Raw genomic sequence first — 21,341 nt, 5'->3', positions numbered from 1 at the left:
GGCCTCTGTGCCCGGACCCGCTCGCCGCATGCCTGCGGGCGTTAGTCTCCGGCCGTGGCCGATCTCCTTGGCTCTTCCGGCGAGCCCGTGCTGCCGTCCGGCAGGGGCGTGGTCGCCCGCGGCGTCCGCCGCACCTTCGGCCCGGTCGAGGCGGTACGCGGGATCGACCTGACTGCGTTGCCGGGCGAGGTCACGGCGCTGGTCGGGCCGAACGGCGCGGGCAAGACGACGCTGCTGCTGGTGCTCGCGACGCTGCTCGTGCCGGACGCCGGAGAGGTGCGGGTGGCCGGCTTCGACCCGGTCACCGAGCCGGACCAGGTGCGCGCGCGGATGGGCTGGTCGCCGGACGTCTTCGGCCTCTACGACAACCTCACCGGCCAGGAGTACCTCGAGTTCGTCGGCGAGGCCTACCGCTTGGGCCGCAGCCGCGCCCGCAGCCGGGCACGCGAGCTGCTCGCGCTGGCCCGGCTGCCGGAGTATGCCGACCGGCCGGTGCACACGATGTCGCGCGGGCAGAAGCAGCGGCTCGGCCTGGCCCGTGCGCTGGTGCACGAGCCCGAGGTGCTGCTGCTCGACGAGCCGGCCGGCGGGCTGGACCCGCGCAGCCGGGTGGAGCTGCGCGAGTTGCTCCGGCTGCTCGCCCGCTCAGGGGTCGCGGTCCTGGTCAGCAGCCACCTGCTCGGCGACCTCGAGGAGCTCGCCGACCGGGTGGTGTTCGTCGACCGCGGCGCCACCGTCGGCGAACACCGGCTCGACCAGCTGCCCGAAGGCACGGCGGCACGGCCGTGGCGGGTGCGTGCCCTGGACATGGAGGCGCTGCTGGCGGCGCTGCAGCGTGGCGGCTACGACCACGACACGCCGACCATCGCCGGCGTCGACGTCCGGCTGGCTTCCGACGAGGCCGCCGCCGAACTGCTCAGCGGCCTGGTGCGCGAGGGGGTGCCGGTGGTCGCCTGCCAGCCGCTCGGCGGTGCGCTCGAGGCGGCCTACCTGCAGCTCACGGAGGAGGGTCGATGACCGGGTCCGGGATCGTCACCGTGGCCCGCCAGGAGTTCCGGTTGCGCATCCGCGCCGGGCGCTGGAAGTGGCTGCTCACCGTCTTCTTCCTGGTGCTGCTGGGGTTCACCGCGCTGCTGCGCGGCGCACTGTCGAGCGTCACCGAGCAGGACGTGCCGTTCAAGGGCACCGTCGTCTACGGCGGCCTGATGCTGTTCGTGCTCGGCCTCGCGCTGCTCGTCGTCCCCGCCCTGGCGGCCCAGTCGGTGAACGGTGACCGCGAACGCGGCACCCTCGCCACACTGCAGGTGACGCTGCTGTCGGCGGCCGAGATCACACTCGGCAAGTTCGTCGCGGCCTGGGGCACCGCGCTGGTCTTCCTGGCCCTGACCTTCCCCCTGGTCGGCTACGCGATGACGCAGAACGGCGTGCCGTTCCTGCGCGTGCTCGTCGTGACCCTCGTGCTCGCACTGCTGCTCGGCACGGTCTGCGCGATCTCGCTGTGGTGGTCGGCGGTCCTCTCGCGCACCACGACCTCCGGCGTGCTGGCCTACCTCACCGTCTTCACCCTCACCGTCGGCACGCTCATCGTCTTCGGCCTGGTCACCGCGGTCACCGCGGAGCGCTACACGCAGACCTACGAGAACGACTGCCCCCCGCCGCCGCCGGGTATCCCGGCACAGGACTTCGGCTGCGTCGACGGGCCGGTCACCTACCAGACCAGCCGCGCACGCACCGACCGCACCTGGTGGCTGCTCGCGCCGAACCCGTTCGTGGTGCTCGCCGACGCGGCGCCGCAGATCCCGGACGAGCCGATCGACCCGAGGCAGCACCGGTCCGGTGTACGGGCGAGTGACCTCGACCCGCTGGGCCAGATCGGCCGACAGGTCCGCCAACTGCGCCGCGCGCCGTCCGACGAGCCGGACTCGCCGACGCCCTTCCCGTCGCCGGGGAGTCCCTTCGAGCCCGAGCCGTCGGCCCCGGTCTGGCCGACCGGCCTGGTGGTGAACGTGGCGCTCGGAGTCGGGGCGCTCGCGCTGACCACCCGACGGCTGCGTACGCCCACGCGCACCCTCCCGCGCGGCCAGCGGGTCGCCTAGAGCAGGTCGGGAACAGGCTCCTCGGCGGCGTCCAGCCGCACGTGCGCGACGACGCTCTGCAGCGCACGCAGCGCCGCTCCGGCCGAGCCGCCCCAGGAGTTGAGGTAGGTGAACTGCCACCACCACAGGGCCTCCCGCCCGCGGCCGGCGTCGTAGTGCAGCAGGCCGCGGACCAGGTCCTGCGCCATGTCGGCCAGGTCGTCCGACAGCCGGTAGGGCACTGGCGGATCGTCGGCGTACGGGTCGAAGACCTCGAGGTAGGCGTCGATGGGGTCGAGCTGCTCGACCAGCCCGTCGCGGACCTTGTCCAGATCGGGCGCCCGGTCGAGCAGCGGCTCGACGTTGGTGTCGAGGATGACGTCGGTACGGGCGCCGAGGTGGGCGCCGGCCACGCACATCTGCGCCACGTCGAGCAGCAGCAGGGCGACCGCCTGGCTGCCGGCCTGCCCGGAGGCGACCAGCTCCAGTGTCTCCAGGAAGGACCGCACGTCACGCGCGACGTCGGTCGCCAGCTCCAGGTCCTCGATCGGCTCAGACATCGACCTGTCTCCGTCCTTCGAAAGCGCGGCCGAGGGTGACCTCGTCCGCGTACTCCAGGTCCCCCCCGACGGGCAGCCCGCTGGCCAACCGTGTGACGCGCAGCCCCATCGGGCTGACCAGGCGGGCGAGGTAGGTGGCCGTCGCCTCGCCCTCGAGATTCGGGTCGGTGGCCAGGATCAGCTCGGTGACCGACCCGTCCTGCAGCCGGACGAGCAGCTCGCGCACCCGCAGGTCATCCGGCCCGATGCCCTCGATCGGGCTGATGGCGCCACCCAGGACGTGGTAGCGGCCGCGGAACTCGCGGGTCCGCTCGATCGCGACGACGTCCTTGGACTCCTCCACGACGCAGATGACCGAGAGGTCGCGGCGCGGGTCACGGCAGACGCGGCACTCGTCCTGCTCGCTGACGTTGCCGCAGACCCGGCAGAACCGGACCTTGTCCTTGACCTCGGTGAGCGCGCCGACCAGCCGCCGCACGTCGGCCGGGTCGGCGGCGAGCAGGTGGAAGGCGATCCGCTGCGCGCTCTTGGGCCCCACGCCCGGCAGCCGCCCGAGCTCGTCGATGAGGTCCTGGACGGCGCCCTCATACATGTCGGCGCCCGGTCCGCAGCAGGATCACGTCGGCCCCTACATCCCCGGCAGGCCGAGGCCGCCGAGCCCGCCGGCGAGCGGGCCCATCGTCGTCTGCTGGAGCTCCTGCGCGTTGTTCGCGGCGTCCCGGATGGCGGCGACCACCAGGTCCTCGAGGCTCTCGACGTCGTCGGGGTCGATCGCCTTCGGATCGATCTTCACCGACAGGACATCGCCGGAGCCGCTGACGGTCGCGGTGACCAGCCCGCCACCGGCAGTGCCCGTGACCTCGGTCCCGGCCAGCTGGGCCTGCGCCTCCATGAGCTGCTGCTGCATCTTCTGCGCCTGCTTCATCAGCTGCTGCATGTTCGGCTGTCCCTTGCTCGGCGGACCGGCCACGGGCGTCTCCTCACGTCTGGTGTTGCTGGCGAGAGTACGGGGACCGGAGCTGCCTGCGGTGCTCAGTCCTCGCCGGAGGTGCTCACGACCTGCCCGCCGAGCTGGTCGACGACCAGGCGCAGGGCGGCGTCCTCACGATGGCCCTCCTGCGGCGCCGGAGGCTCGTCCGGGTCGTCCGGCACGGCCTCGTCGCCCGGGGCGAATCCCGGACGGGCGGCCGGTGGCGCCGGCGACGGGGTGCGGCCGGTCGTCTGCGACCCGCCGGTCGGCTGTGACTCGGCAGCACCCAGGCTCTCGTGCAGCACGCAGCGCAGGTCGAAGTCGGCGCCGAGCACCGCCTGCAGCGACTCCCTCAGCACGTCCGGGCCGGTGCCGGCCTGGAACTGCCGCAGGATCGGCGCGTGCTGGAACGCCAGCACCAGGGTGCGCCCACTGACCGAGCCGACCGTGGCGTCGGCCAGCTGCGCGTGGGCGGTGCGCTTGCGGCTCTTCACGGCGCCGAGCACGGCGTCCCAGGCGCCGCGCAGCGCTGCCGCATCCACGCCGCCACCGGGCCCCTGCGTCCCGGACTCCGAGCCCGGTCCTGCTCCCGCGCCGGGACGCCCGGGCTCCGGAGCCGGCGGGGCGGGGGCGGCCGGGAGCGGGGTGGTCGGGGGCGGGGTGGTCGGGGGCGGGGTGGTCGGGGCGGTCGGGGCCGGAGCAGCGGGGGCGGGGGCGCCGGCGATGTCCAACCTGCGCTCGAGCCGCTCGAGGCGGACCAGCAGGGCCGATTCTCCGGTGGCTGCGGCCGGCAGCAGCACCCGGGCGCAGACCAGCTCGAGCAGCAGCCGCGGCGTGGTCTTGCCGCGCATCTCGACCAGGCCGGCGTGGAACAGGTCGGCGGCGCGGGACAGCCCTGCGGTCCCCATCGCCACCGCCTGCCGGCTCATCCGCTCGAGCTGGTCGGCCGGGCAGTCGAGCAGTCCGGTCGAACCGGCGTCCGGCACGGCATCGAGCACGATCAGGTCGCGCAGCCGCTCGAGCACGTCGGTGGCGAACCGGCGCGGGTCGTGCCCGCCCTCCATCACCTGGTCGAGCAGGCCGAAGACGGTCGCGGAGTCACGCGCGGCAAAGGCGTCGACGATGCCGTCGAGCAGCGAGTCCGGCGTCACGCCGAGCAGTGCGGCGGCGCCCTCGCGGGTGACACCGTCCGGTCCGGCGGAGGCCAGCACCTGGTCCAGGATCGACAGGCCGTCGCGCGCCGAACCGGCTGCGGCGCGTACGACCAGGGGGATCACGGTGCTGTCGATCGCGATGCCCTCAGACCCGGCGACCTTCGTGAGCAGCTCGGTGAGCGTCTTCGGCGACATCAGCCGGAACGGGTAGTGGTGGGTGCGGGAGCGGATCGTCTGCAGGACGTTCTCCGGCTCGGTCGTCGCGAAGACGAACTTCACGAAGTCCGGCGGCTCCTCCACCAGCTTCAGCAGCGCGTTGAACGCCGCCGTCGTGACCATGTGCGCCTCGTCGATGATGTAGACCTTGAAGCGGCTCGACACCGGCGCGAAGAAGGCCCGCTCGCGCAGGTCACGGGCGTCGTCGACGCCGTTGTGCGAGGCGGCGTCGATCTCGATGACGTCGAGCGACCCGGGGCCGTTGGGCGCGAGAGCGACGCAGGAGTCGCACGTCCCGCAGGGGTCCGGCGTCGGGCCCTGGGCGCAGTTCAGCGAGCGCGCCATGATCCGCGCGCTGGAGGTCTTGCCGCAGCCACGCGGGCCACTGAACAGGTACGCGTGGCTGATCCGCCCGTTGGACAGCGCCTGCCGCAGCGGCTCGGTGACGTGGTCCTGGCCCATCACCTCGGCGAAGCTGCCGGGCCGGTACTTGCGGTAGAGCGCCAGGCTCACGCTGAGACTCCCTCCACGACAACGACAGGACCCCCCGCACACCCGCCCAGAGCCTGCCTGCCCTTGCTGCCTTCCGGCCCTGGGGGAGTTCAGCGGGATGGGCGCCGCACGAGGGGTCTGTCCCGACCCTACCCGTCCGGGCGGCTGACCGGAGCCGGGCGGCTCGGCTAGGATCGGCGGCGGAGGATTCGCCTAGTTGGCCTATGGCGCACGCTTGGAAAGCGTGTTGGGGGCAACCCCTCGCGAGTTCGAATCTCGCATCCTCCGCCGAGACGACAGCCGCTCCCCGCCGGGGCGGCTGTCGTCGCTGATCAGCGTCCCGGCACTCCGGGCGGGGCGCTGTCCGTCCCGCGCCGGCTGGCCAGGTCGGCAAGGATGGTCCTATGGCCCGTGCCGTCGACCTCTCGAGGGCGCTGTCCCGTGGCGCTGTCCGCCGGGTGCGTGCGGCCGCGCGCGCCGACGGCGCCGATCGCAGTGGGCTGTCGGCGCTGATCTCGGTGCACGCCCTGCACGCCGCGGGCGACGCGCTCGTCGCCGTCGCCCTCGCCGGCACGCTGTTCTTCAACGTCCCGCTCGGCGAGGCACGCAGCGGGGTCGCGCTGTACCTGCTGCTGACGATGCTGCCGTTCGCCCTGCTCGTCCCGGTCGCGGGGCCGGTGCTGGACCGCTTCCCGCACGGCCGACGCACGGTCCTCGCGGTGACCACCGGCGGCCGCGGGCTGCTGACGTGGGTGATGGCGGGGGCGACCGCCGGCCTGGGGCTCTACCCGCTCGCCCTCGCGGTCCTCGTGCTCTCGCGGGCGTACGGCGTCGCCCGTTGCGCAGCCGTGCCGCGTGTCCGTCCACCTGCGGTCGGGCTGGTCTCGGCCAACGCCCGGCTGAACGTCGCCGCCGTGACAGCGGGGGCCGGGGCGGCCGCCGTGGGCTCGGGCCTCGTCGCGCTCACCGGCTCGTCCGGCTGGGTGCTGCGGCTGGCCAGCCTGCTGCTGCTCACCGGCGCGGTGCTGGCCCTGCGGCTGCCCGAGCACGTGGACGAGCCGGCCGGGCCGACGGTGCGCTCCGCACTTCGCTTCCGGCTCTCCCGCACCTCCCCGCGGGTGACCGGGCCGCTGGCTGCCGCGCTGACGCTGCGCGCTGTCGCCGGGCTGCTCACCGTCTTCCTCGCGTTCCTGTTCCGGGCCGAGGGTGCCGCCGGCATCCTCGTCGGCACCGTCATCGCCGCCGCCGCAGTCGGTCAGCTGGCCGGCACGGCGGGAGCGGCCCGCCTGCCGGAGCGGGCGTCGCGGCTGCTCGCCGTCGTCGCGCTGGCCCTGCCGTTCGCCACCTGCCTGGCCGCCGCGCTCATGCCGGTCGGGGCGTGGATGGTCGCCGCGGCCGGCGCCACCGGGATCTCGGTCTCGCTCAGCAAGTTCGCCCTGGATGCGGCCGTGCAGGCGCACGTGCCGCCGCGCTCGATCAGCAAGGCCTTCGCCCGGTCGGAAACCGGCCTGCAGCTGGCCTGGGTGACGGGCGCCGCTGTTGCCCTGGCCCTGCCGACCAGCGCCGTCGTCGGCTTCGGAACGGCGGCAGCGCTGCCGCTTCTCGGGCTGCTGCTCGCCCGCCAGCTCGCGCTGCGCAGCCGGCCGCCCGCGGCGTAGCGGCTCAGCCGGCGAGGAGGGCCTCGAGGTCGCCCGGGACCTCCAGCAGCGCGGCGTCGCGCTCGACCTGCGCACCGACTCCGGCGGGCGGCCCCCAGCCGGAGGCGACGAGCAGGCGGTAGAGCCCGACGCGCGCGTGCAGCAGACGCTCGGCCGCGGCCTCACAGGTCTGCGCCGACTGGGCCTTGCTGGCGGAGCGCCAGGCGGACGCCGCCGAGCGGTAGCGCTGATAGGCGGCCTGCAGCTCCACCTCGTACGGCTCCTGCGCGGCCCCTTCCACCCTGGGAACATCGGCGGGCAAACCGGGCGTCTTGAGCACAGGGGAAGATGATCCGCCGGCTTCAGCCAGGAGAGGTCAGCCGTACCAGCCGACGACATCGGCCACCACGTGCGGCGAACCGGCGCTCGACCGCAGCCGCACCGTCCCGGCCGCCGCCACCGGAACCACCACCAGGTTCGGCACCGTCTGACCCCGCACGTAGTTCAGATTCAACGTCCATCTGAGCTGTTCTGGGAGGGGCGCCGGGTGTCTGGAGACACCAAGGACTGACCCCACGGCTACCCCTCGATATCCCAGACTCAGGGCGCTCGATATCCCTCACTCCGGTCCCTCGAAATCCCCGACTCCTGCTACCGTGACGAGATGCCTCCATCCCTGGACGGGATCGTCGAGCGACGTGTTCTTGCCGCAGCTCGAGAGCGGATGGTCGACGATCCCGTCGTCCTGCTCGAAGGTCCGCGGGCTGTCGGGAAGTCCACCCTCCTACGTGCCATCGCCGCGAGCTGCGGGGCGACCGTGCTGGACCTGGATGACCCGGCGACCCGACAAGCCGTCGCCGACGACCCCGGCACTTTCGTCGCGGGTAGTACGCCGATCTGCGTCGACGAGTACCAGAAGGCCCCGCTCGTGCTTGACGCGATCAAGTCGGAGCTGAACCGGGACGGGGCACCCGGTCGATTCGTGCTCACCGGCTCCACCCGTCACGACTCCCTCCCCGCTGCCGCGCAGTCACTCACCGGGCGCCTGTCGAGGTTGACGGTCTTCCCACTGTCGCAGGGGGAGATCACCGGCACGCGCCAATACCTGCTCGAGCGACTCTTCACCGACCCCACCGGCGCCGTCGCGGCCGTGCCCACCTCGACGACCAGCCGCGAGGACTACATCGCCCGGATGGTCGTCGGTGGCTTCCCGATTGCCCTGAGGAGATCCACCGACAGCACGCGGAACCGCTGGTTCGACGAGTACGTCGCGCTGACCCTGCAACGCGACGTGCGGGAGCTGAGCCGGATCCGGCAAGGGCCGTTGCTGGCGGACCTGCTGCACCGGTTGGCTGGGCAGACCGCCCAGGTTCTCAACGTGGACCGCGCCGCACGGGACGTCGGGCTCGATGCCAGCACCACCGAGAGCTACGTCCGGCTGCTCGAAGCCGTGTTCCTGATCCACCGGCTGCCCGCTTGGGGGAAGACGCTGAGGGCGCGGGCCGCGTCGACGCCCAAGCTGCACGTCCTCGACTCCGGCGTCGCAGCCCGGCTGCTCCGCCTCACCCCGGACAAGCTCGCCCGCAAAGACCCGACCGCCCTCACCGAGCTCGGTCATCTGCTGGAGACCTTGGTCGTGGGCGAACTGCTCAAGCAGGCCTCCTGGCTCGACGGACTCGCGGGCACGGGCCACTGGCGCACGCATGACGGGGACGAGGTCGACCTCGTCATCGAGCGCGACGACGGATCGATCCTCGCGTTCGAGGTCAAGGCCGCGGGACGCGTGCCCGGCGCGGACCTCAAGGCCCTCCGCAAGCTCAGGACGGCGGCCGGCGACGCCTTCGTCGCCGGAGTGGTGCTCTACACCGGATCGCGGTCGTACAACGCAGAAGACCGACTGCACATCATGCCCGTCGACCGGCTCTGGTCAGCCTGAAGGCCCAAAGCACCCAACGGCACACCTGGAGGCGAAGCACGGCCAACTCCAGGGCGGGCCGCGCTCCGTCGCGACGACCTCGGCCGGGATGCTCTTGGCCGCCTCACCGATGCCGATGAGCCGGACCCGAACGGCCGTCGGTCGCCTACGCCGTGAGCACGACCTCAGGCCGCTCGAGGATGCTGTGACGCGGCTCCTGGCGGACGGCGCCTGGCGGCGGCGAGAGGCTTGGTCGTAGACACAGCGCGCCGCGCCGGAGCTGGGTGTGTTGTCGGGGGGTGTACACCACACGTCAAGATTCGGGAAAGGTTGACCGCTGGTGTAACAGCCGCTGCGCGGCACATGCCGATGCGCGAGCAGCCCCGGTCGATCTCGGTGCCACCCCTGTTCAGGGATCAGGCGCTGCTGGCACCGAGTACGCCGGGCAGCGGGCTGGGGGATAGACCATTGCGGGAGATCATCGCCACTGACGACGGTCCCGCAGGCCCCTGGCCTGCGGGACCGTCGTCAGCCCTTGGCGGTGGCGGTGGGATTTGAACCCACGGAGGAGTTGCCCCCTCACACGCTTTCGAGGCGTGCTCCTTCGGCCGCTCGGACACGCCACCGCCGCAGACTCTAGCGAAGCCCGGCATCCCCGCGGACCCGACGGCCCGCGAAGAAGGTGCGGAGCAGCGCGGAGCACTCCGGCTCGAGCACGCCGCGCACCACCTCCGGCCGCCAGTTGAGCCGCCGGTCGCGTAGGAGGTCGAACAGCGAGCCGGCCGCGCCGGCCTTGGGGTCGTCGGCGCCGTAGACGACCCGCTCCACGCGGGAGAGCACGATCGCGCCGGCGCACATCGTGCACGGCTCGAGCGTCACGAACAGGGTGCAGCCGGTCAGCCGCCACGAGCCGGTGGTGCGAGCCGCGTCGCGCAGCGCCAGCACCTCGGCGTGCGCGGTGGGGTCGCCGCTGCCCTCCCGGTCGTTGTGCCCGGCGCCCACCAGCACGCCGCCGGACCCGAGCACCACGGCACCCACCGGGACGTCGTCATGGGTCACGGCGAGCGCGGCCTGCTCGAGCGCCCACCGCATCCCCTCCTCGTCCGCGACCATGCGTGAGGTGCTCAGCCCTCGCGGAGCTGCTCGAGAATGTCGTCGCAGCCGGCCCGTTCACAGATCGCGGTCAGGACGTCGGCCGGCAGCAGACCCTCCTCGGCACACAGCGCGAGCAGGTCCTCCGCGGACGTGCCGAGGTCGGCGAGCACCGCCTGGTCGCCGACGGGCTGGGCGATCGGCCGGGTGCCCTCGTCCTCCTCGTCCTCGTCGTCGACGGGCGGCTCGGTGTCCTCCCAGAGCAACTGCGCCACCTCGCTGGCCAGCACCGCACGGCGGTCGGACAGGAAGACCCGCGGCTCGTCGAGCGAGCCGACGCCGCCGTCCACGCGGACGACGGCCAGGTGCTCGTCGTCCTCCTCCAGCAGCAGGAGCGCCGGACCGGCGCCCTCGCCGGTCAGATCGCGCAGGACGTCTGCGAGCTGCTCGACGTCCTCGATCCCGGACAGCTCGATCTCCTCACCCGTCCAGCCCTCGCCCGTCCGGGCGAGGGCGCCCGCGCAGTACGACACGGTGCAGGCTCCTGGGCTGGGGGAAAGGGAGGTACTACTCCACGAGGGCGTCGACTACCCGCTCGAAGGACTCCGAGAACCCCAGCCGCCGCGCGAGTAGCGAGAGCATCTCGTCGGCGTACGCATCGAGGTCCGCGAGGATCGCCCCCATCTCCATCTCGTCCAGCCCCAGGTCGTCGAAGATGCCGAGGTCGCCGGCCGGCCAGACCTCTTCGAGCTCGTCGTCCTGGGGCACCTGGACGTCCAGGTGCTCCAGCACCTGCACCGCCAGGTCCCAGGCGACGGCCGCCGTGACATCGGACAGCAGCAGCCGCACCCGCCCCATCTGCACGCGCACGACGACGAAGAACTCGTCGGCGACGTCGACCAGCGCGAACGCGCCGTTCTCGCCCGGCTGCTGACGGACGGCCGCGATGAGGCCGGGCAGGTCCTCGGCCAGCGCCTCGGGCAGCACACCGAGCTGCCACTGCGCGTCCTGCCGGAAGACGAGAACGGCGTACGCATCGGTCCCGCTGCTGTCGGCCACGGTGCGAACTGTTGCAGATGTGGCCGATGGGAGGAAGCCGCGCGGGTTCACCGCACCCGCGCCGCGGGTAGGCGAAGGACCAGCGCCCGCCCACCCCGATTCAGTTCCTGGAGGAACACCATGGCACAGCGCAACACGCTCGCCCACTTTCTGCACGACGTCGGCCTCGCTGCCTGGTTCGGCGGGTCGCTGATGGGCGCGATCGGCGTCAACGGCGCTGCCGCCGACGTCGACGACCCCCGCCAGCGGGCGCGTGTCGCGAACGCCGGCTGGAACCGCTGGACCCCGTTCAACCTGCTGGCGATCGGTGCCCACCTGGTCGGCGGCGCGCAGCTGCTGAAGGAGAACAAGGGCCGCGTGGCGACGCAGCGGGGCGTCCTTGCGAACACCAACACCAAGCTCGCCCTGACCGCCGGCGCGCTGGGAGCGACCGCCTACGCCCGGGTTCTCGGCAAGAAGATGCAGTCCGCCGGCGACGTGCCCGTCGCGGGTGGCACCGACTCGCTGACCAGCACCCCGGCGGAGGTCGCGAAGGCGCAGAAGCAGCTCTCGGCGCTGCAGTGGGCCATCCCGGGGTTGACCGGCGCCATGCTCGCCAGCAGCTCCCTGCACGAGGAGCAGCAGCGTCCGACCCAGGTGATAACCGGTCAGCTCCGCGCACTGCCGGCCACTGTCGGCACGGCTGTCGGCGGCGCGGCCGTCGCCGCCAAGCAGCTGGTGGCCAACGACTAGACGAGCCGTGCACGAGGAAGGCCCCCACCGTCCGGCGGGGGCCTTCCTCGTGTCCGCGCGGCTACTCCCGGGTGGCAGGCGCAGGATCGGGCGAGGTCGGCGCACTGTTCCGGCCGAAGAAGGACTGGGCGCAGGCGACGCCGGCGACCACACCGGAGGCCGCCGCGACAGACACCAGCTGCAGGCCGGGCGTGACGTCACCGGCGGCGTACACGCCGGACACGGAGGTCTGGCCCTGGCGGTCCACCGCGACGTAACCCTCCTCGTCCAGGGCGCAGCCGAGCGAGGCGGCCAGGGCGACCCGCGGCCGGTGTGCGAGGGAGAACAGCACCAGGGAGGTGGGCACCACCTCCCTGCCGTCGAGCTGCACCCCGGTCAGGTCGCCGCGGGTCCCGAGGAAGCGCACCGCGTCCCGCTCGAGCAGGTCGATGTCGTGCGTCTCCAGCTCCTTGCGGCAGCTCTCGTCGCCCTCGAAGCGGATGCCGTTGGTGACGACGGTGACCGAGGCGGCCCAGTTCTTGAGCGTCGCGGCGAAGCCGACCAGGTGCGGGTCCCAGCCGAGCGCGACGACGTGCCGGTCCCGGGCCTCGTAGCCGTCGCAGGACGGGCAGTGGAAGACCGACGCGCCGTAGTGCTCGTGGAAGTTCTCGACCTCCGGCAGCATGTCCTGCACGCCACAGGCCAGCACGAGCCGGTGGGCGAGCAGGTCGGCGTCGATCTCGAACAAGCCGTCGGCACGCCGGTTCAGGGTGGTCGCGGAGCGCTGCCGGATCTGCGCGGTCGGATAGGCGAGCACCTCGTGCCGGCCCCGCTCGAGCAGCTCGGCCGGTCGCTGCGGGTCCCGGCCGAGGTAGCCGTGCGAGCTCTCGACCCGTCCGGAGCGGTACTCCTGCGAGTCCAGCACCACGACCGAGCGCCGGTAGCGGCCGAGCCAGGACGCCGCCGCGAGGCCAGCCGGGCCGCCGCCGACCACGACGACGTCCACCTCCAGCCGCTCGACCGGTGTACCCGGCGTCACCCCGCTGCCAGCAGGCCGCGCGCGGCGACTGCCTCCAGCGACAGCGTGCGGTAGCCCACGTCGTCGAACAACACGACGATGCGGTCCCCCTCGTACCGCATGACGACGCCTTCTCCCCACGCTGCGTGCGACACCTTCGACTGCAAGGGGTACGGCGATGAGGCGGCGTCGGCCTGATCCGCCGCTGTGCCGGCCAGACAGGAGTCGCAGTTGCCGCAAGGCCGCTCCAGCGTCTCGCCGAAGTAAGCGAGCAGGAACTGCCGGCGGCAGCCCGTGGTCTCGGCGTAGGCGCGCATCATCTCCACCCGCGACTGTTCGACCTTCCGGTGCGTGTCGGCCACCGTGACCGCCGCCTCCGCGGCTTCCAGGGGCGGCTGGGCGTCCTCGACGGAGGCGATCGTCCCGTCGGCCTGCACCTGCAGCGCACCGGTCTGCTCCAGCAGGTTGACCAGTCCCGCGAGCCGGGTCGGAGGAAGGTCCATCTCCGCTGCCAGCACAGTCGGCTCGACCGCACCCCGGGCGTGGTGGACCAGGGTGGCGACCTTGCGCAGCGCGTGCTCGTCGACGTTGCCGCTGGCGAAGAACTTCCGCAGCCCCAGATCCTCCTGCCGGTAGTACAGCGCCGCGACCGCCGGGGCATCGTCGCGGCCGGCCCGGCCGATCTCCTGGTAGTAGCTGTCCAGCGAGTCGGCCACCTCGGCGTGCAGCACGAAGCGGACGTCCGACTTGTCGATACCCATCCCGAAGGCGGTGGTTGCCACGACGACGTCCAGTGCCCCCGAGGTGAAGCGCTCGTGGACCTGCTCGCGGTCGGCTGCCCGCAGCCCCGCGTGATAGGCAGCCGCGTCGATGCCCAGCTCCGCGAGCACCTCGGCGTACTGCTCCGCGCTCTTGCGGGTGGCCGTGTAGACCAGGCCGGGCTTGGCCTCACCCATCGCCCGAATCGCCACGGCCTCACGCCGCTGCTCGTCGTCGCGGAAGGCCTGCACCTCGAGCGCGAGGTTGGGCCGGTCGAAGCCGCAGACGACCTGCTCGACGTCGCGGAGCCGCAACCGACTGACGATCTCGTCCCGGACCGGCGGTGACGCGGTCGCTGTCAAGGCCAGGACCCGCGGCCGCCCGACCCGCTCGATGGCGGTGTGCAGCCGCAGGTAGTCGGGCCGGAAGTCGTGGCCCCAGGAGGAGATGCAGTGCGCCTCGTCGACGACGAACAGCGACGGCCGGGCCGCCGCGACGGCGTCGAGCACGTCGGGCTTGCTGAGCTGCTCGGGGGCAAGGAACAAGAACTCCACCTCGCCCGCCCGCAGGGCGTCGAACGCGGCGTCCCGGTCCTTGTCGGTCAGGCTGCTGTTGGCCTGCACAGCGGCCCCGGCACCGGCTCGGCCGAGCAGTCCCGCAACCTGGTCGCGCTGCAACGAGATGAGCGGGCTCACCACGACCGTCGGCCCGTCGATGAGCATGGCCGGCACCTGGTAGACCGCGCTCTTGCCCGAGCCGGTCGGCATCACGACCAGGGTGTCGCGCCCCGCCATGACGCTGCGCATCGCCTCCAGCTGGCCCGGACGCAGACGTTCCCACCCGAAGGCGGTGCGGGCGGTGCGCTCGAGGTCGGCGGTGCTGGCGTCAGGGCGGGCAGACAGCGGAGCTCCAGGGCGTACGGAGGAAGCGCCGCTCCGGGGGCGGGCGGTGCGGCCTTGACCTACCCGCCCGGAGCGGGCTCAGCCGTCAGCGCCCAGGAAATACTGGCCGCCCGGGGAGACCAGCCCCTGACACGAGCCGCGGGTGGTGCGGACTAGCCGCGGGTGGTGCGGACTAGCCGCGGGTGGTGCGGGCGTGCAGCAGCGCGCGGGCACGAGCCAGCTGCTGGGCGCGCGGGCGCAGGCGGGCCCGCAGCTCGGAGGCTTCGCGCAACATGTCGAGGACCGCGAGCCGCCTGCGGCGCTCGGCCTCGGTCAGGCGGCGCCTCGTCTGTGCCATGGACGACGTCTACCCCATCCAGCGGGCCGACGATGCCTGTCCGACCCTCCCGTCACGCACTTGTCACCTCTACGCCTGCTCGCGCTCACCTCCGGGACCGCTGGTGGCCGCGGCGGCGCTGCCGTCCTACCCTGGCAGCATGACCGAGCTCGATACCCGGCCCGTCGGCGATCCCCGGCTCGACAACGGCGAGGACAACCGGTTCAGCCACTTCGTGCGCAAGGAGGACATCCTGCGCAGCGCCGTCGACGGCGTACCGGTGACGGCGCTGTGCGGCAAGAAGTGGCTGCCCGGCCGGGACCCGGAGAAGTACCCGGTGTGCCCGACCTGCAAGGAGATGATGGGCATGCTCGAGGCGATGCAGTAGGTCGCCGTCGAGACCGTCCTGGCCGTGGACGTCGGCGGCACGAAGATCGCTGCCGGCGTGGTCGATGCCTCCGGCGCGCTGCTGCGGTCGGCACAGGTCGCCACCCCCCGCGGGACCGACCCGGAGGAGGTCTTCGCGGCACTGACCTCGGCGGTGGCGGCCGTGCAGCCCGGCGACGTGCGGGCGCTCGGCGTCGGTTCGGCGGGACCGATGACCCTCGGCGGCGCGAGTGTGTCGCCCCTGAACATCCCGGGCTGGCGCGGCTTCCCCCTGCTCTCGCGGCTGTCCGGAACCTACGACGTGCCCGTGGTGGTGGACGGCGACGCGAAGGCGCTCGCGGTCGGGGAGGGCTGGAAGGGGGCCGGCGCGGCCAGCCGCGACTTCCTCGCCATGGTCGTCTCGACCGGTGTCGGCGGCGGTCTGGTTGTCGACGGCCGGCTGCTCGACGGGGCGTCCGGCAATGCGGGTCACGTCGGGCACGTCGTGGTCGTGCCCGGCGGGGCGCCGTGCGGCTGCGGCGGCTCCGGCTGCCTGGAGGCCGAGATCAGCGGTACGGCGATCGGGCGCCGGCTGGGCGGACCGGCCGCGGGCGCCGGTCCGGCCGAGGTGGCGCGGGCCGGACGGCTACTCGGCGTCGGGCTGGCCTCCGTGGTGAACCTGCTGGACCTGTCGGTGGTCCTGGTCGGCGGCTCGGTGGCGCTCGGCTTCGGCGCGCCGTTCCTCGCGGCGGCCGACGCCGCGCTGCGCGAGACCTCGCGGCTGGGCTACACGACCGGCTGCACGATCGCGCCGGTCGGCCTCGGCCGGGAAGGGCCGCTGGTGGGCGCCGGCGGCCTGGCCTGGCGGCTGCTCGGCCACGACGTCGGCGTCCGGTAGCGGTAGCCGCTACAGCGGCTCGCCCACGAGAACGGGCTCGGGCACGAGCTCGACGCCGAAGCGCTCCCGCACCCCGTCACGGACCGCCCGCGCGACCCGCAGCAGGTCGGCGGTGGTCGCCCCCCCGCGGTTGACCAGCGCAAGGGGGTGCTTGCCGGAGATGCCCGCAGCGCCGTCGAAGGCTCCCCGACCGAAGCCGGAGCGCTCGATCAGCCAGGCGGCCGAGACCTTCGTGCGGCCGTCCGGCTCCGACCAGCTCGGCGGGGTCTCCGGCACGCGGGCGAGCAGGTGCTCCAGCTGCGTGGGGGTGAGCAGCGGGTTGGTGAAGAAGGAGCCGGCGCTGCGGGTGTCGGGGTCGGCGGCGTCCAGCACCATGCCCTTGCCGCGGCGCAGCGCCAGCACCGCCTCGCGCACCTCGCCCAGCGGCGCCGTCGCACCGAGCGGGACACCGAGCCGGCGCGCCAGCTCGGCGTAGCCCACCGGTCCCGACAGCTCGCTGGAGGTGAGCCCGAAGGTCACCGACAGCACCACCCAGCGGCCGGGGGCGCGCTTGAAAACGCTGCTGCGGTAGGAGAATTCGCACTCCGGGGCGGTCAGCGTGACGACCGTGCGGGCGGACCGGTCGTAGGCCCGCACCGCGGTGATCGTCTGGGAGACGTCCTGGCCGTAGGCCCCGATGTTCTGCACCGGGCCGGCACCGACCAGGCCGGGAATGCCCGACAGCGCCTCGATGCCGGCCAGCCGGTCGGCGACACACAGCCCGACGAGGGACTCCCACTCCTCGCCGGCGCCCGCCGTCAGGAGAACGCGGGCGTCCTGCTGCGTGGCCGACAGCCCGTGCACCGCCACCCGGACGACTGTGCCGGCGAAACCGGCGTCCGGCAGCACGAGGTTGCTGCCCCCGCCGAGCACGAGCAGCGGCTCGCCCGCGTCGTCGGCGGCGTGGACGACGCCGACCAGTGACTCCTCGTCGTACGCCGTGACCAGACGGCGGGCGGGCCCGCCCAGACGCAGGGTCGTCAGCGGGGCGAGCGGGACGTCAGCGCGGTCGAGCACCGGCGCAGCCTATGCAGGGGTGTTCACGGCCAGCCGCAGCGTGCGGCGGTGGTGCCGCACCAGGTCGGTGGTGAACAGCGCCAGGCCGGACCAGACGAGGACGAAGCCGAGCAGCCGCAGCGCCGGTAGCGGCTCAGCGAACAGGGTGACCCCGAGCAGGAACTGCATCGTCGGGGTGAGGTACTGCAGCACCCCGAGCGTCGTGAGCGACACCCGGGAGGCGGCCGCACCGAACAGCAGCAGCGGCACCGCGGTGACGACGCCGGCGAAGGCGAGCAGGACGGCGTGCCCGATGCCCTGGCTGGCGAAGGTGCCGGCACCGGTGGCCCCCAGCAACCCCACGTAGGCCGCGGCGACCGGTAGCAGCACGGCGGTCTCGACGGCGAGTGCCGCGACGGCTCCGACGCCCGACAGCTTCTTCAGCAGGCCGTAGCCCCCGAACGAGAACGCCAGCACCAGGGCGATCCAGGGCGGACCGCCGTTCTCGACCGTGAGCACCACGACCGCGAGCAGGGCCACCCCGAGCGCCGCCCACTGGGTGGCACGGAGCCGCTCGCCGAGCACCACGACACCCAGCAGCACCGTGACGATCGGGGTGACGAAGTAGCCGAGCGAGGCCTCCACGACCTGGTCGGACGTGACCCCGTAGATGTAGGTCCCCCAGTTGACCCCGATGAGCACGGCCGCCAGCGCGAGCAGCCGCAGCCGGCGGCGGTCGGCGGCAGCGGCCCGCAGCGCGTCGAGCCGGCGCGTGACGGCGAGCAGGGCGACCACGACCACCAGCGACCACAGGATGCGGTGGGCGAGGATCTCGAGGGAGCCCGAGGGGGCCAGCAGCGGCCAGTAGAGCGGGAACAGTCCCCAGATCAGGTAGGCGGCCCCCGCAGAGAGGGCACCGCGGCGGGTCGCTGTCACCCGGTCACGCTAATCGGCTACCGCCAGACGGTACGCAACCGGCTGGTCAGCGTGAACGGATCTTCGCCCCGCAGCAGGTCCAGCAGCGCGAACCCCTCCGCGTCCTTGGCGAGCACCAGCCGGCCGGCACCGACATGGGCCCACCAGGCGGCCTCGAAAGCCGCAATTCCCTTTCTGGAACGGCCGAACGCCGTCGGCACGGCGTGCCACGCCACGGCCGCCTCGACCGGGCGGCCAAGCGCGCGTGCCCGGGCCAGCCGGTGCCGGTCGGCGGCCGCGGCGGGCACCGGCAGCACCAGCCGGGAGACCAGCCAGCGGGGGTCGGCGAGCGGCGCCAGCAGCTCCTCCAGGCAGGTCGCGAACAGCAGCGAGTCCGCTGTCGGTGCGTCGAGCTCGCACGCCACATCACCGCCGGGCCCACCGGTCACGCGCACCGCCGCGGCACCCACCGAGGTCGCCCCGATGGCGTGCAGGGCATCGCCGACGGCGTGCGCCAACTGACGCAGGGTCGCGGTCTGTCCGCCGTCGGCTACCGGCTGCAGGGCACGCAGCTGCCGGGCGTAGCGACGGCCACCGACAGCGGCCGTCACCAGGGCGCCGGTGCCGGCTGCAGCGGTCATGCCGGTCGCCGGGCCCTCGGCCAGACCGACCGAGACACCTGCCGGCACGGCGGTCGCGGTCGGCAGCGGCCACAGCCGGGTCGGGCGGTGCGGGTCCGGCAGCGGTGCGGGAGCGGGCGCACCGAGGGTCTGCCGAACGACCAGCAGCGGGGCCGGCACGACACCGCCCGGCAGCCCGAGCGACCGCTGGGCGCGGACCCGCAGCGTCGCGACCTCGATGCCGCGGTAGCCGGCCCCGACCGCCCAGGCGACGCGTACCGCATCCCGATTCGCGGTCCGCACCAGCGCGCGGTCGTTGACGGCGACGCGGGTCTGCGGGTCCGGCGGGGCGTAGGGCCCGAGGGCGTCGTCGCAGTGCCCGATGCCGGATTCGACGACGCCGTCGCGGCCGGGAGCGAAGTGGTGCTCGTGCTTGCGGACGGCCCGCAGGTAGTCGGCGTCGCCGCGCGGGTGCTCGTCGCTGACGCAGACCACGGTCCAGTTGTCGGCGACCTTGTCCGGCCGCTGCGGGTCCAGGCGCAGCGACCGGCCACGCAGCTGGGTCACCGCGGTCGGCGTGGCGGCGGTGGTCAGGTCCACCACGACGTCGAGCGCCGGGCAGTCCCACCCCTCCCCGAGCAGGCCGCGGGTGCCGACCAGGACGTGCGTGCCGCCGGCCTCGAGCCATCGGGTCATCAGCGCCGTCCAGACCCGCGCGCTCCAACCGACCCCGGCGCTCAGCGTGACGAGGGAGCGGTTCCCGTCGAGCGGGTCGGCCAGCAGTCGGTCGGCCAGCGCCGCCGGCGCGAACGCCCGGAAGCCGGCCAGGTCCGCACGCCGCATCGCGACGGTCCGCCCGGTCACCAGCACCGGACGCAACGCCGGTCCGAGCTCGCTGTTCGCCAGCGCCAGGAAGGACAGCCGGGCGGAGCCGGCCGGCCGCTCGCGAGGGGCCTCCTGCGGGCTCGCCGGCGCCTGGGCGGGGCGCTGCTCGACGTCGCACAGCACGACCGCGTGCAGGTCCTCGCCCAGCGCCTGGAACTCGGCGTCCAGGATATGGAGCGCAGCGGCAGCCTTGGCGGCCGACAGCGCACAGATGCGGTCCACCAGCGACGTCGAGGTGCGCAGTCCGCGCCCGGTGAGGACGAAGCCGAGGCTGGGCAGCACGGCCCGGATCGACTCGAGCAGGCGGGCGTCCTCCGGGGAGGACGTCCGGGACAGGTGCTCGCGGGCATAGGCCCCGAGCAGCACCGCCCAGTCCCGGGCGTCGGCCGCCACCCGGTGCTCCTCCCGCAGCCGCGCGCCGACCGGCAGCTCCAGCACCCCGGACTGCACCAGGCGCAGGCCTGCCCGGGCCAGTTCCGGCTCGACCTCCGCCAGCTCCGACCACGTCAGCCGCGGCGCGTCGCGCTGCAGCCGGCGGTCGTGCAGCCGCCGCCAGAGCCAGTCCAGGAACGGCAGGCTGCCGGTGCGCAGCGACAGCAGCTCGAGTCGTAGGTCGGCGAAGCGCTGACGTTCTCCGACGACGCGGGCCTCCTCCTCGGCGGTCGGTGCGGTGAGGTAGACCAGCTCCTGGTAGGGCGCCAGCTCGCCCTCCTTCACCGCCGCCGGCGCCGGCACCACGAAGTCTCTGTCGCCGAACAGGTCGTCGTGCAGCTCGCCCTGCCGGGCGGTCATCGAGGTGTGCGGGGTGGCGGTCAGACCGAGCACCCAGGTGTCCTCCCCCAGGGCGCGCACGAGGGCGCGGCACAGGTCCCCCCACGTCTCCAGCAGGTGGTGGCCCTCGTCCAGCACCAGCGTCCACGGCCCGCTCGTGGCTGCCCGTCGTACCAGGTCGCGACCGCGCGGGTGGAGCAGGTCGAGCAGGTCACTGCCCTCCTCGCCGTGCAGCGCGGCGCGGCGGGTCTCGGCCAGCGAGGCGGAGGAGTCGTCCTCGACATCCTCGTCGTCGGCGGTACGGTCCCAGGCAGTGAGGGACTGGTAGGTGAGCACGCTCAGCGGAGCTGTCAGGGCCGGCTCGGCGCTGCCCGGGCAGGGGTGCGGACCGTCGCCGCCGAAGGCCTTCCACTGCGCCAGCCACTGGGCCTGCACGGCCGTGTTGGGCGTGAGGACCATCGTGCGGCGGCCGATCCGGCGGGCCGCCTCGAGACCCAGCACGGTCTTGCCCGCGCCCGGCGGCAGCACGAGGCAGGCGCTGGAGCGCCCGGCGGCACGCAGCTGCTCGGCTACGTCGAGGGCCTGCGCCTGGTAGCGCCGCAAGGTGCCCGGGAAGGCGCAGCGGTCCCAGGCGTCGTGCATCACCTGGGCATCCTGCCAGGACGGGACTCAGCGGGAGTGATCAACGCCGGAATTCCTCATCTTTCGCCCTCACAGACAGGCGCAAGCCCGGCGTTGATCAAGGGCGGCGGCGGCCCGGCGAGAAGCTTGGCGCCGGCACTCTGCGCCACAGCAGCCCGGCGAGCGCGCGCAGGACCACGCAGCCCACGGCGCCGACCTGTGTAGACTGTGGCCCGGTTGCAGTTGCACCTCTTCGCTCGTGTTCATCAACGCCCGCGGACGTGTAGGTCGCGGGCGTTTTACGCGTCTCCGACAGCTCAACTCCGGGATCGCGCACAGTGCGCGGCCCCATGG

Annotated in this window: 22 protein-coding genes, 2 tRNA genes and 1 other RNA gene; 8 read left to right on the top strand and 17 right to left on the bottom strand. The window is 73.4% G+C overall.

The annotated features are described in order from the left end of the window. Nucleotides 1-54: 54 nt before the first annotated feature. A complete protein-coding gene (locus WD794_13880) occupies nt 55-1,017 on the top strand; it encodes an ABC transporter ATP-binding protein (protein MEX2291397.1) in 963 nt (320 codons plus the stop codon). Beyond that, nucleotides 1,014-2,096: an ABC transporter permease gene (locus WD794_13875; protein ID MEX2291396.1), complete on the top strand. Its 1,083-nt coding sequence runs from the start codon at nt 1,014-1,016 to the stop codon at nt 2,094-2,096. Before WD794_13880 ends, WD794_13875 begins: the two co-directional genes overlap by 4 nt. Here the strand turns inward: WD794_13875 and WD794_13870 are convergent. The 5 genes from WD794_13870 to ffs all read right to left on the bottom strand — a co-directional run bounded on the left by WD794_13870 (nt 2,093) and on the right by ffs (nt 5,609). Beyond that, nucleotides 2,093-2,635 carry a DUF5063 domain-containing protein gene (locus WD794_13870; GenBank protein MEX2291395.1) on the bottom strand — a complete coding sequence of 181 codons (543 nt, stop codon included), beginning with the start codon at nt 2,633-2,635 and terminating at the stop codon, nt 2,093-2,095. The two genes, WD794_13875 and WD794_13870, sit on opposite strands and share 4 nt — an antisense overlap. Beyond that, nucleotides 2,628-3,227 (bottom strand): recombination mediator RecR, encoded by a 600-nt coding sequence (gene recR / locus WD794_13865; GenBank protein MEX2291394.1) that lies wholly within the window; start codon nt 3,225-3,227, stop codon nt 2,628-2,630. Before recR ends, WD794_13870 begins: the two co-directional genes overlap by 8 nt. A 36-nt stretch (nt 3,228-3,263) precedes the next feature. Beyond that, nucleotides 3,264-3,572 carry a YbaB/EbfC family nucleoid-associated protein gene (locus WD794_13860; protein MEX2291393.1) on the bottom strand — a complete coding sequence of 103 codons (309 nt, stop codon included), beginning with the start codon at nt 3,570-3,572 and terminating at the stop codon, nt 3,264-3,266. A gap of 95 nt (nt 3,573-3,667) precedes the next feature. Next, nucleotides 3,668-5,482, bottom strand: coding sequence for a DNA polymerase III subunit gamma and tau (locus WD794_13855; protein ID MEX2291392.1), 1,815 nt, complete (start codon nt 5,480-5,482; stop codon nt 3,668-3,670). 28 nt (nt 5,483-5,510) lie between these two features. Continuing rightward, nucleotides 5,511-5,609: signal recognition particle sRNA small type (gene ffs, locus WD794_13850), an RNA gene on the bottom strand. Between the two features lie 60 nt (nt 5,610-5,669). Here ffs and WD794_13845 point away from each other — a divergent pair. Together WD794_13845 and WD794_13840 are read left to right on the top strand one after the other, a co-directional pair. Further along, nucleotides 5,670-5,755 (top strand) — tRNA-Ser (locus tag WD794_13845). 116 nt (nt 5,756-5,871) lie between these two features. Continuing rightward, entirely contained in the window at nt 5,872-7,125 is a 1,254-nt protein-coding gene (locus WD794_13840; protein MEX2291391.1) for an MFS transporter, read from the top strand. A gap of 4 nt (nt 7,126-7,129) precedes the next feature. On the opposite strand, the gene WD794_13835 is transcribed toward WD794_13840, so the two are convergent. Together WD794_13835 and WD794_13830 are read right to left on the bottom strand one after the other, a co-directional pair. Then, on the bottom strand, nt 7,130-7,405 hold the full coding sequence (locus WD794_13835; GenBank protein MEX2291390.1) for a hypothetical protein: 276 nt from the start codon (nt 7,403-7,405) through the stop codon (nt 7,130-7,132). Between the two features lie 75 nt (nt 7,406-7,480). Continuing rightward, nucleotides 7,481-7,618 (bottom strand): hypothetical protein, encoded by a 138-nt coding sequence (locus WD794_13830; protein MEX2291389.1) that lies wholly within the window; start codon nt 7,616-7,618, stop codon nt 7,481-7,483. Between the two features lie 150 nt (nt 7,619-7,768). Here WD794_13830 and WD794_13825 point away from each other — a divergent pair, with 150 nt between their 5' ends. After that, entirely contained in the window at nt 7,769-9,040 is a 1,272-nt protein-coding gene (locus WD794_13825; protein ID MEX2291388.1) for an ATP-binding protein, read from the top strand. 515 nt (nt 9,041-9,555) lie between these two features. On the opposite strand, the gene WD794_13820 is transcribed toward WD794_13825, so the two are convergent. From WD794_13820 to WD794_13805, 4 genes are all read right to left on the bottom strand, one after another. Beyond that, a tRNA-Ser gene (locus tag WD794_13820) sits at nt 9,556-9,645 on the bottom strand. 10 nt (nt 9,646-9,655) lie between these two features. Then, the gene (tadA, locus tag WD794_13815) at nt 9,656-10,132 is read right to left on the bottom strand and encodes a tRNA adenosine(34) deaminase TadA (protein ID MEX2291387.1); all 477 of its coding nucleotides are present in this window, start codon (nt 10,130-10,132) and stop codon (nt 9,656-9,658) included. A gap of 11 nt (nt 10,133-10,143) precedes the next feature. After that, nucleotides 10,144-10,644: a tRNA adenosine deaminase-associated protein gene (locus WD794_13810; GenBank protein ID MEX2291386.1), complete on the bottom strand. Its 501-nt coding sequence runs from the start codon at nt 10,642-10,644 to the stop codon at nt 10,144-10,146. Nucleotides 10,645-10,678: 34 nt separating this feature from the next. Next, nucleotides 10,679-11,170 (bottom strand): tRNA adenosine deaminase-associated protein, encoded by a 492-nt coding sequence (locus WD794_13805; GenBank protein MEX2291385.1) that lies wholly within the window; start codon nt 11,168-11,170, stop codon nt 10,679-10,681. Between the two features lie 120 nt (nt 11,171-11,290). On the opposite strand from WD794_13805, the gene WD794_13800 reads away from it, so the two are divergent. Continuing rightward, nucleotides 11,291-11,902: a hypothetical protein gene (locus WD794_13800; GenBank protein MEX2291384.1), complete on the top strand. Its 612-nt coding sequence runs from the start codon at nt 11,291-11,293 to the stop codon at nt 11,900-11,902. Nucleotides 11,903-11,963: 61 nt separating this feature from the next. Here WD794_13800 and WD794_13795 read toward each other — a convergent pair whose 3' ends face one another. The 3 genes from WD794_13795 to WD794_13785 all read right to left on the bottom strand — a co-directional run bounded on the left by WD794_13795 (nt 11,964) and on the right by WD794_13785 (nt 14,897). Beyond that, a complete protein-coding gene (locus WD794_13795; protein MEX2291383.1) occupies nt 11,964-12,920 on the bottom strand; it encodes an NAD(P)/FAD-dependent oxidoreductase in 957 nt (318 codons plus the stop codon). Next, the gene (locus tag WD794_13790; GenBank protein ID MEX2291382.1) at nt 12,917-14,560 is read right to left on the bottom strand and encodes an ATP-dependent DNA helicase RecQ; all 1,644 of its coding nucleotides are present in this window, start codon (nt 14,558-14,560) and stop codon (nt 12,917-12,919) included. Before WD794_13790 ends, WD794_13795 begins: the two co-directional genes overlap by 4 nt. A gap of 172 nt (nt 14,561-14,732) precedes the next feature. Then, complete coding sequence (locus tag WD794_13785; GenBank protein ID MEX2291381.1) at nt 14,733-14,897, bottom strand: hypothetical protein; 165 nt, start codon at nt 14,895-14,897, stop codon at nt 14,733-14,735. Between the two features lie 139 nt (nt 14,898-15,036). Here WD794_13785 and WD794_13780 point away from each other — a divergent pair, with 139 nt between their 5' ends. Both WD794_13780 and WD794_13775 read left to right on the top strand, forming a co-directional pair. Further along, nucleotides 15,037-15,264: a DUF3039 domain-containing protein gene (locus tag WD794_13780; GenBank protein ID MEX2291380.1), complete on the top strand. Its 228-nt coding sequence runs from the start codon at nt 15,037-15,039 to the stop codon at nt 15,262-15,264. A gap of 24 nt (nt 15,265-15,288) precedes the next feature. Next, entirely contained in the window at nt 15,289-16,140 is an 852-nt protein-coding gene (locus WD794_13775) for an ROK family protein (protein MEX2291379.1), read from the top strand. A gap of 9 nt (nt 16,141-16,149) precedes the next feature. Here the strand turns inward: WD794_13775 and WD794_13770 are convergent, their stop codons facing one another. The 3 genes from WD794_13770 to WD794_13760 are packed head-to-tail and all read right to left on the bottom strand — an operon-like array spanning nt 16,150 to nt 21,008. Beyond that, nucleotides 16,150-17,196 (bottom strand): UDP-N-acetylmuramate dehydrogenase, encoded by a 1,047-nt coding sequence (locus WD794_13770; protein MEX2291378.1) that lies wholly within the window; start codon nt 17,194-17,196, stop codon nt 16,150-16,152. Nucleotides 17,197-17,205: 9 nt separating this feature from the next. After that, nucleotides 17,206-18,111 (bottom strand): EamA family transporter RarD, encoded by a 906-nt coding sequence (gene rarD / locus WD794_13765; GenBank protein MEX2291377.1) that lies wholly within the window; start codon nt 18,109-18,111, stop codon nt 17,206-17,208. A 17-nt stretch (nt 18,112-18,128) separates the two neighbouring features. After that, the gene (locus tag WD794_13760) at nt 18,129-21,008 is read right to left on the bottom strand and encodes a DEAD/DEAH box helicase family protein (GenBank protein MEX2291376.1); all 2,880 of its coding nucleotides are present in this window, start codon (nt 21,006-21,008) and stop codon (nt 18,129-18,131) included. Nucleotides 21,009-21,341: the final 333 nt, after the last annotated feature.

This window comes from Mycobacteriales bacterium (assembly GCA_040902655.1).
Lineage (GTDB): Bacteria > Actinomycetota > Actinomycetes > Mycobacteriales > SCTD01 > SCTD01.
The sequence above is the reverse complement of the archived record's forward strand: the minus strand, read 5'-3'. Positions and strand labels throughout refer to the sequence as shown.